The sequence below is a fragment of the Humibacter ginsengiterrae genome, assembly GCF_054780115.1.
The window spans coordinates 165,827-178,972 of record NZ_BAAGWY010000005.1 but is presented as its reverse complement, the minus strand read 5'-3'; the positions used below and the strand labels follow the sequence as shown (position 1 = coordinate 178,972).

Genomic DNA, 13,146 nt, shown 5'->3' with positions numbered 1-13,146 from the left:
AGAACTTCATCGTGAGCAACCCTCTCGCCCCGTCGTCACTGTCCGGAAAGCGGGCCCTCGTGACCGGTTCCTCCCGAGGCATCGGAGCGGACACCGTCGGATACTTCGCCGAGGCGGGCGCGAGCGTCGTCATCAACTACCGCAACAAGGAGGCACGGGCACGTAAGCTCGCGGACTCGATCCAGGCATCCGGCGGCACCGCCATCGTGGTCGGGGCGGATCTCACCGACACCGACTCGGTCGCAGCCATGTTCGAGAAGGTTCAGCGCGAGTTCGGCGGCCTCGACATCCTCGTGCTGAACGCATCCGGCGGAATGGAGTCCGGCATGGAGGCGGACTACGCGCTCAAGCTCAATCGCGACGCCCAGGTGAACGTGCTGAACGCGGCGCTGCCGCTCCTCGGCGAGGGATCCCGCGTGGTCTTCGTCACCAGTCACCAGGCGCACTTCATCCGCAGCACGCCGACCATGCCTGAGTACGAGCCGGTGGCGCTGAGCAAACGGGCAGGCGAAGACGCACTGCGCGAGCTCATTCCCGAGCTGGATGCCCGCGGCATCGGTTTCGTCGTCGTCTCCGGCGACATGATCGAGGGCACGATCACCGCCACGCTGCTCGAACGTGCGAATCCCGGCGCTATTCAGCAGCGCAAGGAAGCGGCAGGACGCCTGTACAACGTGAGCGAGTTCGCCGCTGAGGTTGCGAAGGCCGCCGTCGAGCCGGTTCCGGATGACCACACTCGTCTCATCGGTGACGTCACGGATTTCACGGCGGAGGCCTGACCGCGTGAAAGCCGAAGACATCACCCGTCTGGTCTCAGTCTCGAGCCCCACTCTGAGCCCGGACGGCGGTACCGCCGTCGTGGCCGCGGCGCATCCCGACCTCGACGCCGACGCCTACGTGGGGCAGCTCTGGTCCGTCGACGTGAAGGGGAGCACCTCGCCGCGGCGGATCACCCGCGGCTTCCGCGACGCCGCACCGCAGTTCTCGCCGGACGGCTCGGCCATCGCCTTCCTCCGCGCAGAACCCGGCAAGCCGGCACAGCTGCACGTCATGGCCACGACGGGCGGCGAGCCGATCCAGGTCACCGACCGCAAGCTGGGTGTCTCGGAGTTCGCCTGGTCGCCCGACGGGTCGATGTTCGCGTTCGTCTCCAGAGAGCCGGAGCACGGCCGTTACGGCACCGTGGAGGGCGTCGACCCGGCCGCCGAACCAGCACGTCGCATCACCACCTACCGCTACTCGGCGAACGGTGTCGGCTGGATGCGGGATCGTCGCAGCCAAGTGTTCGTCGTTCCCGTGCCCGACCTGTGCGCCGCGCCCGTCGTGCAGCCCGTCGCATCCTCCGATGGCGTGGCAGAACCGCGGCCCGCTGTGGTCGAGCCGCGCCCGCTGACGAACGACGACGCAGAGCACGGCGCCATCGCCTTCACTGCAGACGGCCGGCATGTGGCGGTGGTCTCCGACGGGCACCCTGGTGCCGACGACGATCTGCGCTCGATCCTCACGCTCGTGCCCGTCGACGGCGGCGAGTCCATCTCAGTCGTCGGGCCGGAGGCGAATCTGTCTCTCGGGGAGAGCGCTGGCGCGGTCGCCGTCACGGAGGAGGGCTCGCTGTACTTCGTCGCACAGCACGTGGGGGAGTCGGGGCGGGACTTCGTCGCCCGCAACTCCGGCCTCTATCTGGTGAAGTCGGTGGGGGAGCAGCCGATCCGCCTCACCGATGACGAGACGGTCGACCTTACCGGGAGCGATGTTGTGCTGTCACCGCACGGCGCACTCGTGCGGAACGCGGAACGGGGTCGGGTCACGCTGCTCGCGGTCGGACCCGACGGAGTGGTCACCACATTGGTGCGCGACCGGGAGGTGACCGGTGCTGCCTCGGCGGGGCAGACCGTCGCGTTCTCGTTCCAGTCCGAGTCGACGTTCGGCGACTTCGCGGTCGTCGATGTCGCCCGCCTCGAGCATGAGGACGCGCATGATGACGCCGTCCGGGTGCTCACCGACTTCTCTACCGAGCTGCGAGCGACGGGCATCCGTACGCCGATCGAGTTCGAGGCGACCGGCCGCGACGGCTATTCCGTGCATGGCTGGGTGGTGCTGCCGGAGGGGGAGGGGCCGCATCCGGTGCTTCTCAACATCCATGGCGGGCCCTATGCGCAGTACTCCGTTCACGTGTTCGACGAGTCGCAGGTCTACGCGGACGCCGGCTACGCCGTCGTCTACTGCAACCCGAGGGGCTCGGCCGGGTACGGCCAGGAGCACGGGCGCGCGATCAAGGGCCGCATGGGCACCGTCGACCTGGACGACGTGCTGGACTTTCTGGATGCCGCGGTGGCGGCGCATCCCGACCTCGACGGTGAGCGGGTGGGCATTCTCGGCGGCTCGTACGGCGGCTATCTCACGGCGTGGACCATCGCGCACGACCATCGGTTCGCGGCGGCCATCGTCGAGCGAGGTTACCTCGACCCGCGGTTCTTCTTCGGGACGAGCGACATCGGCTCGTTCTTCGGCGAGGAGTACAACGGCGCCGATCCCGAGCTCATCGCGGCGCAGAGCCCCCAGGCGCACGTCGGCGACGTTCGCACGCCGACTCTGGTGATGCACTCGGAGAACGACCTGCGCTGTCCGCTCAGCCAAGCGGAGCGCTATTTCGCCTCGCTGAAGCGCGGCGGGGTGGAGACGGAGCTCGTCGTCTTTCCCGGTGAGGATCACGAGCTCAGCCGATCGGGCAGGCCGCGCCATCGCGTACAGCGATTCGCGATCATCCTCGACTGGTGGGCACGCCACCTTCCCACGGTGCGGAACCATCGCTCCGAGCCAGTGGCTTGAGCTCGCATCCCCGGGATTGAGCCCGTCGAACCCCCAACACGAAGAAAGGCGCCGGCCCTCGAGGGCCGGCGCCTTTCTTCGACTTGCAGGAACTACGTCACGCAGCCTTGAACGTGAACGCGCGAAGGATCTGGATGATGCCGAGCACCACGAGCGAGATGCCCAGCAGCCACCACAGCACCACGGCGCCCCAGAGCGGCGAGAACAGCAGGATGATGCCCGCGATGATGCTCAGGATCGCGAAGAACAGCGACCAGCCACGCGACGTGGAGGTCCCTAGCGCGGTGAGCGCGACCACGCCCTCGACGATCCACATGATCCCCACGAGGATGCCGACGAACACGGCGAGCCACACCGCGGTCTGGGCGAGTTCGGTGAAGGCGATGATGCCGGCGATGATGAACAAGATGCCGAGGATGATGTGGCCGACGCGCGACCAGCCGCTCATCGACTTGGAGAAGATGCCGAGACCGGCGTAGACCAGTCCGCCGACGATCGCGTACGCCGCGATGACGGCTGTCAGGGCGACGGCGGCGTGACCGGGCCAGACCAAGATGATGATGCCGACGATGAGCGCGACGAGGCCGCCGACTCCGAATGCCGTGCGGATGCCGTTCACCGCGGTTCTCGCGACGGAACTTTCAGCGGACATGGAGGCTACCTTTCCTGTGAGAAAGCTGTGAGCTTTGTCGTGAGCCTAGCCTCGGGTGTCGCCGAATCGTGGTTCATTCGCCGCAAATCACCCGATTCGTGTCGCGGTCGCAACCATGGACTCTGAGAGCACGTGGCCATCAGGCGTGGCAGAGGACTCGTTCAGGCGTTCGCAGGCCGGTCGTCGTGTCGCGCTGCGAACAACGGCGAGAACAGGACGATGAGCGCAGCGACCAAGAAGATCGCTGCGCCGATTCCGATGGTCACGCGGTAGCCGAGCAAGGTTGCGAGGACTCCGGTGAGGAGTGCTCCGAAGAAGAAGACCACCCGATTGATCGTGCGGATGGTCGAGTTCATCCGCCCCTGGATTGCGTCGGGTGCGACTGATTGCCGGTATCCGGTGTCGTTCGGGTCCTCGATACCCATCGAGAGGCAATAGAGGAACTGGGCCGCAGCCACGAGCGTGACCAGCACAAAGCCGCCGCTTGCCACGTTCACGGGCACGACGGCGAGTGCGAGCCAGGGCACGACGACAAGGGCACGGGCGAGGAAGATCGCACGTCCCGCACCGAGCCATGCACCGAGCCGCGGCGCGATGAGTGCACCCAGGAACCCGCCTGCTCCACCGAATGTGAGAGCCAGACCGTATTCCCACGGTTGGAGTCGGAGTTGCCGGAGAACGAAGACTGCGAACACTGTCGCCACGATGCTGTTGCCGAGGAACCACGTGTGGATCGAAAGTGCCAGCGGGCGCAGTGTGCGGTGCGTGTAGGTGTAACGCATGCCCTCGGCGATGTCGTGCCCGATGTGACGGCCGGGCTCGCGGGGACCGGCCTTGGGCTCGTCGACCTTGATCCGGGATTGGAGCACGGCCGAGACGGCGGTGAAGATCGCGTCGAACACGAACAGGAGGGGCGCACCGAGGGCGTTCAACAGCGCGCCGCCGAGCGCCGGACCTGCGGTTCCGGCCACCGTCTCGATCTGCCCAAGGCGTGCATTGGCGATGACGAGAGCCTCGCGGGGGACGACCCTCGGGAGAAGCGGCTGTTCGGCTGAGTGCGCGAACAAGACAAGTACTCCGAGCACAAGCGTGACGATCGCGACCGACCAGAAGCTGAGAGTGTTGGTGAGTATCAGGACCGGGATCGAGGCCAGAGCGATCGTCCGGCCGACGCTTGTGAGAACAAGCGTCGGCTGGCGTCGCCAGCGGTCCATGAGAGCGCCGATGATCAGTCCTAGGAACAGGTACGGCACGACGCTGAGCGCGCTCAGGATGCTGATCTGAGCGGCAGATGCGTGCAGGACCGAAACGACCAGGACGTTGAACGCCACGCCGGAAATGGCGCTACCGAACGCTCGGATGCTGCTGGCGCTCCAGAACAAGGCGAACGCCGGGTGTCGAAGAATCTCGCGCCGACGCGAGGCGATGACTGACGGCGTGTTCGGATCATTGTCGTCATCGCCCACGCGGCCAGCCTAACCATCGCCGGCCGGCGGACCACAGGACCTGGAATGCTGCTCATCGACTCACGCAGGTCGACACCGGTCGCGCCGCAACTCCCGCTGGTTTATGACCGATAATGCACATTATGTCAGTTCAACTGCTGCGTCTCCGCGGATTCGGCGGCTGTGGCGGGATGGGAAGCGCGACGCTGTCGGTCACATTGGGTGGTCGTTGTCGGTGGCGTTCTGTGGCCATACGGCGTTCAGCACCCGCTCGGGCCAGTCGTCCGGTACTCCGGCCGTGGTGACGTATTGGCCGTAGAACGAGCCTATGAGCATGCTCGTGAGCACGTCGAAGTCGATCTGGTCCGGGAAGTCCCCGGCTGAGAGTGCTTGGCGAAGTAGCGCCCGCCGAGGCTCGACGAGGGTCGTCTTGAAGAGGTCGAGCAGTTCGGGGTGGCGTTCCTCTTCCGCGAGCAATGAACCCAGGATGGCCATCGCGGGCGCGGCCCGCAGGTTGCTGTGGAAGTTCTGCAGGATCGCCAGCGCGTGAGCCCGTGGGGTGACCGCTTCGTCAGGGGGCTCTTCGACCCGTAATGATCGGATCACTGCGGCCGCCAATTCCGCTTTGTTCCGATACCGGCGTCGCAGGCTTGGCACGGTGGTCCCGGCGGCGGTGGCGACGGATTCCAGAGACATGCGGGCGAAGCCGAGGTCGCCGAACTGGTGCACCGCGGTCGAGAGGATGCTTTGGTCCAGGGCAGGGTTCCTCGGCCGCCCGACCCTGGTTTCGGGAGTACTCATTACGTTACGATGGTACTCCGGAACATAATTGCCGACGGAGAGGATCGCCATGGTCGAGTCGTTGCCCCCAACTGCTGTCGTCCGTGTTTCACGTGTCACCTTCGATCCCGGCCTCTTCGATGAGGTCGTCGCAGCAGACATGAAGATCTCGGAGTACCTGATCCCCGCCATTCGCTCGTTACCAGGGCTTGTGCACTACTTCGCGGGGGAATCGCCGGACGGTTCATTCGTACACATCAGCATCTGGGATTCCGAGGAGCACGCTGAGCAAATGGGCCGGCTGAAGGAAATGATCGTCACCGCGCGTGGAGACTTCACAGCCGTCGGCGTCGACTTCAGCCCAGAGCACGCCTCGATCGTCAACTATCCGATCACCTGGACCATTTGACCCAGCCTGATTGTCGGGCTCAGGCGTGCGGTAAGAGCACAATGACGCCTAGGGGTCACCAAGCTCGATCGACTGGCCCGCTCGCCACCCGACGCGCGCGATATCGCTGAAGAGCTAGGTCGTTGAGGTCGCCTCGACCGCGTAGAGTCCGGGTGTCTTCGACTCGAAAACGGTGGGATCAGGATGAGCGCTGACGTCCCGACGCACCCGTCACGCCGCAGCCCTGGCGCCTTCGTCATCGTGGCGCCGCTTGAGACGGTGCGGCCGGGCTCGGAGTTCCGCACGAACGCCTGGCCGCTGCACGTCACGCTCGTACCACCGTTCACCACGTCAGTGCCGGCTGAAATCGTTGCCGAGCTCATCGCGTCGGTATGTCGCAGCTTCAGCCCGCTGACCGTCCGCGCTGCAGGACGGGAACTGTTCGGCCGGCGCCGCGACGTGCCTGTCATCACGCTCGAGCCCGACCCCGGACTGCTTCTACTGCACGCGGCACTCATGGATGCGGTCGAACCCGTCGCAGAGCAGCACGCCGACCGCCGCAACGTTCGCGACCGCTACCGACCGCACGTCAGCGTGCAGCGTGGTCGATCCATCGCGCCGAGCCAGCCGGTCGCGATCGGTCGAGTGGCGCTCATCGACCGCAGCCCGGGCCACCAGGCTGGTTTGCGCCGGGTCGTCGCCCTTGCATCACTTGCAGACTGACGGTCCGAGCACCGGGCAAAGTTATCCCCAGATTGCGCTTTCGCCCCTCCCCGACTGGCCGCCGCCGAGACGATGGTTGGCATGTCGACCAGCACAATCCCCATCGTCAAACTCACATCCACGGCAGAACTGCTCGCGTTCATGCCCGTCCTCGCAGGTGTGCCCGTCCGGGGCAGCCTCGTCATCGCTCCGTTCATCGGAAACCGGGCATCACGCGCTCTGCGCATCCCGGTCGAGCCATCGCCCTCCATGGAAACGGCGCGCACCCTCGCATCGGTGGCGCTTGGAGCCCTCTCGAAACTCGACGACTGCGGTAGCGTCTCGGTCGCCGTCTACCGAGACGAGCCGTTCGACCAGATCGGACCGCAGTGGCACGAAGCCTTCGGCGTCGTCCTCGAGCGATTGCACCAGTCCGGCTACCACATCAAGGATGCCGCCATCGTCGCCGCCGACGGGTGGATCCCCTACTTCGAGGGCGATCTCGCAGCTCCTCAGCCGCTGGCGGAGATCGAGGAACACGCGAAGCGGATGCCCGAAGTTCCGCGCTCCGACGCGGTATCGACGTTGCCCGAGACCGATCCGGAACTCGCTCAACGCGTCACAGACGCCCTGTTCGACCGATATATCGATCAGTCCGAGCGAGACTCTTTCGGACGCCTGCGACCAGTCGCACCGCCCAACCCGGTGGACTTCCTCGAAAACGCACTCGCTGACGGGCCGGCCGAGGCCTCCGCCCTGACCCTGGCTCGGCTGATCGCTCAGATCGAGTCCGAGGGCGCCGTCGACCGGACGGTGCTGCAGCTCGCGTTCGGGCGCGCCGCCGGCGCACAGTCATGGTCCGCCACGCTCGAGGTGCGAGCGGCCGCAGCGGAGTCGGGCGTCGAACCGAACGACATCTTGATGGACCGGTATGAGCGCGGAATCTACAGCCGGCGGGATGAGCGGCTGGGAAACCTCCTGACGGGGCAGACGCGCGAGCTCCCCTCGCCTGAGCGGCTGCGCGCCGGCGCCGCCCTGCTCGGCCGCGCGATCGCCCACTGCCCGCTGCCCGAGAAAGCTTGGCTCATGTGCGCTTTCGCGTGGGTGCAATGGGCACTCGGTCTCTCGAACGCGGCTCACGAAACGATCGTGTCGGCGCGGCGCCTCGCTCCCGGCAATTCACTCGCTCCCATGTACCACGCCATGTTCGACCGCTTGACGCCCGAGTGGATCTTCACATCAATGCCGTCAAACCGGGCAGCGCGGCGTCGGGCGAAAAAGAAGTACCGGTGAGGTCGACCACAGAGGTGCCGTCATCCACCGTCTCGTTACGAGGCAGAGAATCCCGACTCGACCAGCGCGGCCAAACGGTCGACGGCTTCCTTGCCCGTCGCATCCTCCGCTGCGATCTCCACGGTTGCACCCTGCGTCAGCCCGAGGGACAGGATGCTCAGCAGGCTGCGGGCATCCTTGCCGTTCACCGTCACCCGCTGCCCAAGGCTGGCCGCAAGCTTGACGAACTCCGCCGCCGGGCGCGCATGCAGGCCATCCGGGTTGATCAGCGTCGCGGTACGCACGTAGCCACGGATCGCCGGCACAGCGCCCGTAGGCGGCATGGACGCGGCTGCCGCGCGCGCCACATCCTGCAGCCCCTCCCCCGTCTGCGACGACACCGCCGCGGCCACGGCCCCTTCGACAAGCGGACCTTGCGCGACGACTGCGCGGGCGGCCCAATCGGGTCCGAGCAGATCGATAGCCGCCTCTGCGCTCAGCACCGCAGAACCCAGATCAGACAACACGACGACGCCGGCGCCCCCATCTGCATCACGAATCGCCGTCATCACCCGCTCGACATCCGTTCCGAGCCGGCCATCCGCAGTTCCCCCCGCGGCGATCACGGTCACGTCGGGCCCCATCTCCGCGGCCAGATCGACCACGCCGCGCGCGATCAAGTCGCTGTGCGAGACGATGACCATCCCAACCAAAGGGTGCGCCGGCACGTCGCTCATGACGCCGCTTCCGCCGCGGCCTTCAGGATGATCGCGGTCGATACCGCACCCGGGTCGCGGTGGCCGACGGCCCGCTCCCCCAGATAGCTCGCCCTCCCTTTGTGCGGAAGCAATTCGTCGGTGGATGCCGCACCCTCCTCTGCACCGGCCGCCGCGGCGAACAGCACACGCACTGCATCGTCACCCGCGGCCACGGCGCCGCGCGCCGTCCGGACAGCAGCGGCCCAGGCATCCACCATCGTCTTGTCACCCGCCGCAGCGTGACCGCGCTCCTCGATCCCGCGAAGCGCCGCGTCGGTGAGGTCCACGACATCGGAGGCGCTCAATTCGACGTGGCCAGAAACCGCATCGGACGCACGCAGGAAGGCGGTCCCGTACAAAGGCCCTGCGGCGCCTCCGACCGACGAGATGAGCTTCATCGCCGCGGTGCGCAGCACATCCGATGGAGCCGCCCCGCCCGCGACCTCGTCGAGCGCGGCGCGCACGGCGATGAATCCCCGGTTCATGTTCTCGCCGTGGTCGCCGTCGCCGATCGCCCTGTCGAGCTCGTTGAGCTCACTCGACCGCTCGCCGATCTCATCCGCTGCGCGCGCCAGCCACACCCTCGCCCATGCGGTGTCCAGTGTCATGTCGTCCTCACCCGTTCCCGTCCGCAGAACATCCCGCAAACATAGACAATGCTGTGCACCGTGTTCACACTCCCCAACTCAGCGCTGCGGTGTGCACCGGTGCGTCCCAGAGGCCGAGCAGCTCGTCGTCCACTGTGAGCAGGGTCACCGAGAACCCTGCCATGTCGAGCGATGTCACGTACGATCCGACCAGCGACCGAGCAATCCGCACGCCGGACGCATCCAGCCTCTCGGCGACCCGCCGGTACACCACATAGAGCTCGGCGACCGGTGTCGCTCCCATGCCGTTGACGAGCACGACCACCCGCTCCCCCGGCTCGCGCGGCAGGTCGTGCAGAACGGCCTCCAGCACACGGTCGGCCAGCTCGTCCGCCGAGGCCATGGGCGCACGGGCGCGACCTCGCTCTCCGTGGATGCCGATGCCGAACTCGATCTCGTCCGCGCCGAGTTCGAAACTCTGCTTGCCCGAGTGCGGAACGGTCGGCGCACCGATCGCGACACCCATCGACCGCGCCGATGCCACGAGTCGCGTCGTCAGCGCCTCGAGTTCACCGATGCCGTCGCCGCGTTCCGCTGCCGCACCGACGATCTTCTCAATCAGCACGGTTCCCGCCACGCCACGTCTCCCGGCCGTGAACTCGGAGTTCTGCACCGCAACGTCGTCGTCGATGACGACGGTGCGCACGAGAATGCCCTCCGCCGCGGCGAACTCGGCCGCTGTCTCGAAGTTGAGCACGTCGCCCGTGTAGTTCTTCACCAGGTACAGAACGCCTGACCCCTGGTCCACCGCGCGGGTGGCCGCCAGGATCGGATCCGGCGTCGGCGACGTGAACACCTCACCGGGCACGGCGGCATCCAGCATGCCTCGACCGACGAAGCCGGCGTGCAAAGGCTCGTGGCCGCTGCCACCACCCGAGACGATGCCCACCTTCCCTGGAACGAGCTTCGACCGCACGACGTACGTCGGCGCGGTGCTCACCCGTACGAGGTCTCCGTGTGCACGTGCGAAACCTGCCAGCGACTCAGCCACGAACGACCGAGGGTCGTTCATCAGCTTCTTCATGCTCGGCCTCCGCGGTTCGCAAGCGCCGCTATCGCGACGCCGCGATCCATTCCTCGAGCTTCGCTGCGGCCGCGCCGGAGTCGATCGCGTTCCCCGCGACGCGCAGCTTCTCCGCGAATCGTCCGAGGATGCTGCGCTGCCCGCTTGCCGGATCGGATGCCAGTTCGAACGAGACCAGGCCCGCGGCCGCGTTGAGCAGCACGATGTCGCGCACAGGCCCCCTCTCTCCCGCCAGGACTGCACGCACGACTTCGGCGTTGTGTGCGGCGTCGCCGCCCTTCAGGTCGTCGATGTCGGCTCGAGGGATGCCCAGCTCCCGCGGGTCGATGTCGTGCTCCGTCACGAGGCCTCGCGAAATCTCCCACACGTGGCTGTGCCCGGTCGTCGAAAGCTCATCGAGGCCGTCGTCGCCGCGGAACACGAGGGCCGTCGCTCCACGGGTCTGGAAGACGCCGACGATGAGCGGAACCCGGTCCAGCTGCGCAACGCCGACGGCGGACGCCTCCGGGCGTGCGGGGTTGATCAGCGGACCGAGGATGTTGAAGACGGTTGGGATGCCCAGCTCGCGGCGCACGGCTGCCGCATTCCCGTACCCGGGGTGGAAGAGGGAGGCGAACGCGAAGGTGATGCCCGCGCGTTCGAAGACCTCGGCAACGCGGTCGGCGGGCAGCGCAAGATCCAGCCCGAGCGCAGACAGCACGTCGGAGGAGCCCGATTGCGAGCTCGCCGCCCGGTTGCCGTGCTTGATCACGGGGACACCGCATGCCGCTGCGACGATCGATGCCGTCGTCGACACGTTCACCGTCCCGTAGCGGTCGCCTCCGGTTCCGACGATGTCGAGCGCCATCGGATCCAACGGCAGCGGCACGGCGTGCTCCAGGATCGCGTCGCGGAACCCGACGATCTCGTCGACCGTCTCCCCCTTGGTACGCAGGGCGACCAGGAATCCGGCGAGCTGGGCATCGGTAGCCTCGCCCGTCATGACCTGTTCCATCGCCCACGCCGCATCGGCAACGCTCAGATGTTCACCCTCGAGCACGGTCGAGATGATCGTCGGCCAGGTACGGGTTTCCGCCATACAGGCGATATTAGGGGATTGCAATCCGCCTCATTCGGCGGCCGATTGCGAAAACCGGCCCTCGAAATCGGCCATAATGGGACACGTGACGAGCACCTCGATTTCTCCATCGGTTACGGCGCCGACGATCAACCGCCCCAATGTGGTCGCCGTCGGGACCATCGTCTGGCTGGGCAGCGAGGTGATGTTCTTCGCGGGCCTGTTCGCGATCTACTTCACGCTGCGCTCGACGTCGCCGCAGCTGTGGGCCGCCGAGACGCCTCACCTCAACGTCCCTTACGCCCTGACGAACACGCTCATCCTGGTCGCCAGCTCGTTCACCTGCCAGTTCGGAGTCTTCGCCGCTGAGCGATTCCAGGCCCGCGCCACCGGCCCGAGCCCGCGCCAGTGGGGAATGGCGGAGTGGTTCACGCTCAGCTACGCTCTCGGCGCCATCTTCGTCGCGGGCCAGGTCGTCGAGTACGCCGGCCTCATCAGCGAAGGCGTCGCCATCGATTCGAACGCCTACGGGTCGGCCTTCTACCTGACCACGGGATTCCACGCTCTGCACGTCACCGGCGGCCTCATCGCGATGCTCTTCGTGGTCGGCCGCGCGTTCTCGGTGCGGAGGTTCGGAGACAAGGAGGCGACGAGTTCCATCGTCGTCTCGTACTACTGGCACTTCGTCGACGTCGTCTGGATCGGGCTCTTCCTGGTCATCTACGTCCTCAAATAGAGATCAGGAGCAGGGCAACCCAAATGCGGGAGACAACGCACAAGACCGCTCGCAAGCGCAAGGGCGCACGCCGGCATCCGCTGGCCACCGTCGCACTCATCGCGATCGGGCTCGGTTTGACCGGTGGCGCATACGCCGCGTTCAACGCGACGGGCTCGAGCGCAGACGCCACGGCATCCAGCCAGAGCGACATCGGCGCCGGCAAGAGACTTTTCCAGGCCAACTGCGCCAGCTGTCACGGTCTCGAAGCGCAGGGCACGAGTGACGCTCCCAGCTTGATCGGCGTCGGTGCCGCGGCCGTCGACTTCCAGGTCGGTACGGGCCGTATGCCGATGGCGATGCAGGGGCCGCAGGCCGAGGAGAAGCCGCCGCAGTTCACCCAACAGGACATCGACAAGCTGGCGGCGTACGTGGCATCGCTGGCCCCCGGGCCCGGTATCCCCGGATCCGACATCACCGACCCGAACGGCGACGCGGCCAAGGGCGCCCAGCTGTTCCGCGTGAACTGCGCGATGTGTCACAACGTCGCGGGCGCCGGCGGTGCCCTCACCGAGGGCAAGTACGCTCCCCCGCTGCACGGTGTCTCTCCGACGCACATCTACGAGGCGATGGTCACCGGCCCGCAGAACATGCCGGTCTTCAACGACCGGAACATCTCGCCGGAGGGCAAGAAGGACATCATCACCTACCTGCATTTCATCCAGAACAATCCCTCCCCCGGCGGTTTCGAGCTCGGATCGCTCGGCCCGGTGGCCGAAGGCCTGTTCATCTGGATCTTCGGCCTCGGTTCGATCGTCGCTCTGACGGTCTGGATCACGGCGAAGTCGAACTGATGCGCCCGCGGTTCGCAGGCGCG

The 13,146-nt window shown here is 66.7% G+C and carries 14 protein-coding genes; 7 read left to right on the top strand and 7 right to left on the bottom strand.

What is annotated here, in order from left to right:
• Positions 1-11: 11 nt before the first annotated feature.
• Both ACYVII_RS08565 and ACYVII_RS08560 read left to right on the top strand, forming a co-directional pair.
• On the top strand, positions 12-779 hold the full coding sequence (locus ACYVII_RS08565; protein WP_460533905.1) for an SDR family oxidoreductase: 768 nt from the start codon (positions 12-14) through the stop codon (positions 777-779).
• A gap of 4 nt (positions 780-783) precedes the next feature.
• Positions 784-2,829 carry a S9 family peptidase gene (locus ACYVII_RS08560; RefSeq protein WP_460533903.1) on the top strand — a complete coding sequence of 682 codons (2,046 nt, stop codon included), beginning with the start codon at positions 784-786 and terminating at the stop codon, positions 2,827-2,829.
• 97 nt (positions 2,830-2,926) lie between these two features.
• On the opposite strand, the gene ACYVII_RS08555 is transcribed toward ACYVII_RS08560, so the two are convergent.
• The 3 genes from ACYVII_RS08555 to ACYVII_RS08545 form a co-directional block, all read right to left on the bottom strand.
• Positions 2,927-3,481, bottom strand: coding sequence for an HdeD family acid-resistance protein (locus ACYVII_RS08555; RefSeq protein WP_460533901.1), 555 nt, complete (start codon positions 3,479-3,481; stop codon positions 2,927-2,929).
• A gap of 161 nt (positions 3,482-3,642) precedes the next feature.
• Positions 3,643-4,947: an MFS transporter gene (locus tag ACYVII_RS08550; RefSeq protein WP_460533899.1), complete on the bottom strand. Its 1,305-nt coding sequence runs from the start codon at positions 4,945-4,947 to the stop codon at positions 3,643-3,645.
• Positions 4,948-5,139: 192 nt separating this feature from the next.
• Entirely contained in the window at positions 5,140-5,727 is a 588-nt protein-coding gene (locus tag ACYVII_RS08545) for a TetR/AcrR family transcriptional regulator (RefSeq protein ID WP_460533897.1), read from the bottom strand.
• Between the two features lie 49 nt (positions 5,728-5,776).
• Between ACYVII_RS08545 and ACYVII_RS08540 the strand changes: the two genes are divergently transcribed.
• The 3 genes from ACYVII_RS08540 to ACYVII_RS08530 all read left to right on the top strand — a co-directional run bounded on the left by ACYVII_RS08540 (position 5,777) and on the right by ACYVII_RS08530 (position 8,089).
• On the top strand, positions 5,777-6,115 hold the full coding sequence (locus ACYVII_RS08540; RefSeq protein WP_460533895.1) for a putative quinol monooxygenase: 339 nt from the start codon (positions 5,777-5,779) through the stop codon (positions 6,113-6,115).
• Positions 6,116-6,298: 183 nt separating this feature from the next.
• Positions 6,299-6,817, top strand: a complete 519-nt coding sequence (locus tag ACYVII_RS08535) for a 2'-5' RNA ligase family protein (RefSeq protein ID WP_460533893.1) — start codon at positions 6,299-6,301, stop codon at positions 6,815-6,817.
• An 81-nt stretch (positions 6,818-6,898) separates the two neighbouring features.
• Complete coding sequence (locus ACYVII_RS08530; protein ID WP_460533891.1) at positions 6,899-8,089, top strand: hypothetical protein; 1,191 nt, start codon at positions 6,899-6,901, stop codon at positions 8,087-8,089.
• 35 nt (positions 8,090-8,124) lie between these two features.
• On the opposite strand, the gene dhaM is transcribed toward ACYVII_RS08530, so the two are convergent.
• From dhaM to trpD, 4 genes are all read right to left on the bottom strand, one after another.
• Entirely contained in the window at positions 8,125-8,805 is a 681-nt protein-coding gene (dhaM, locus tag ACYVII_RS08525; protein WP_460533889.1) for a dihydroxyacetone kinase phosphoryl donor subunit DhaM, read from the bottom strand.
• The gene (gene dhaL / locus ACYVII_RS08520) at positions 8,802-9,434 is read right to left on the bottom strand and encodes a dihydroxyacetone kinase subunit DhaL (RefSeq protein WP_460533887.1); all 633 of its coding nucleotides are present in this window, start codon (positions 9,432-9,434) and stop codon (positions 8,802-8,804) included. The genes dhaM and dhaL overlap by 4 nt, the downstream gene beginning before the upstream one ends.
• Positions 9,435-9,498: 64 nt before the next feature.
• A complete protein-coding gene (dhaK, locus tag ACYVII_RS08515; RefSeq protein WP_460533885.1) occupies positions 9,499-10,497 on the bottom strand; it encodes a dihydroxyacetone kinase subunit DhaK in 999 nt (332 codons plus the stop codon).
• A 28-nt stretch (positions 10,498-10,525) separates the two neighbouring features.
• Complete coding sequence (gene trpD, locus ACYVII_RS08510; RefSeq protein ID WP_460533883.1) at positions 10,526-11,575, bottom strand: anthranilate phosphoribosyltransferase; 1,050 nt, start codon at positions 11,573-11,575, stop codon at positions 10,526-10,528.
• 76 nt (positions 11,576-11,651) lie between these two features.
• On the opposite strand from trpD, the gene ctaE reads away from it, so the two are divergent.
• Both ctaE and qcrC read left to right on the top strand, forming a co-directional pair.
• A complete protein-coding gene (gene ctaE, locus ACYVII_RS08505) occupies positions 11,652-12,290 on the top strand; it encodes a cytochrome c oxidase subunit 3 (RefSeq protein ID WP_460533881.1) in 639 nt (212 codons plus the stop codon).
• A 23-nt stretch (positions 12,291-12,313) separates the two neighbouring features.
• Complete coding sequence (gene qcrC / locus ACYVII_RS08500) at positions 12,314-13,123, top strand: cytochrome bc1 complex diheme cytochrome c subunit (RefSeq protein ID WP_460533880.1); 810 nt, start codon at positions 12,314-12,316, stop codon at positions 13,121-13,123.
• Positions 13,124-13,146 lie beyond the last annotated feature (23 nt).

Excerpts from the sequence above, each read along its gene's own strand:
- dhaL (WP_460533887.1), bottom strand. The coding sequence starts at position 9,434 with ATGACACTGGACACCGCATGGGCGAGGGTGTGGCTGGCGCGCGCAGCG.
- qcrC (WP_460533880.1), top strand. The coding sequence starts at position 12,314 with ATGCGGGAGACAACGCACAAGACCGCTCGCAAGCGCAAGGGCGCACGC.
- ACYVII_RS08540 (WP_460533895.1), top strand. The coding sequence starts at position 5,777 with ATGGTCGAGTCGTTGCCCCCAACTGCTGTCGTCCGTGTTTCACGTGTC.
- ACYVII_RS08555 (WP_460533901.1), bottom strand. The coding sequence starts at position 3,481 with ATGTCCGCTGAAAGTTCCGTCGCGAGAACCGCGGTGAACGGCATCCGC.
- dhaK (WP_460533885.1), bottom strand. The coding sequence starts at position 10,497 with ATGAAGAAGCTGATGAACGACCCTCGGTCGTTCGTGGCTGAGTCGCTG.
- ACYVII_RS08530 (WP_460533891.1), top strand. The coding sequence starts at position 6,899 with ATGTCGACCAGCACAATCCCCATCGTCAAACTCACATCCACGGCAGAA.
- dhaM (WP_460533889.1), bottom strand. The coding sequence starts at position 8,805 with ATGAGCGACGTGCCGGCGCACCCTTTGGTTGGGATGGTCATCGTCTCG.
- ACYVII_RS08545 (WP_460533897.1), bottom strand. The coding sequence starts at position 5,727 with ATGAGTACTCCCGAAACCAGGGTCGGGCGGCCGAGGAACCCTGCCCTG.
- ACYVII_RS08535 (WP_460533893.1), top strand. The coding sequence starts at position 6,299 with ATGAGCGCTGACGTCCCGACGCACCCGTCACGCCGCAGCCCTGGCGCC.
- trpD (WP_460533883.1), bottom strand. The coding sequence starts at position 11,575 with ATGGCGGAAACCCGTACCTGGCCGACGATCATCTCGACCGTGCTCGAG.
- ctaE (WP_460533881.1), top strand. The coding sequence starts at position 11,652 with ATGGGACACGTGACGAGCACCTCGATTTCTCCATCGGTTACGGCGCCG.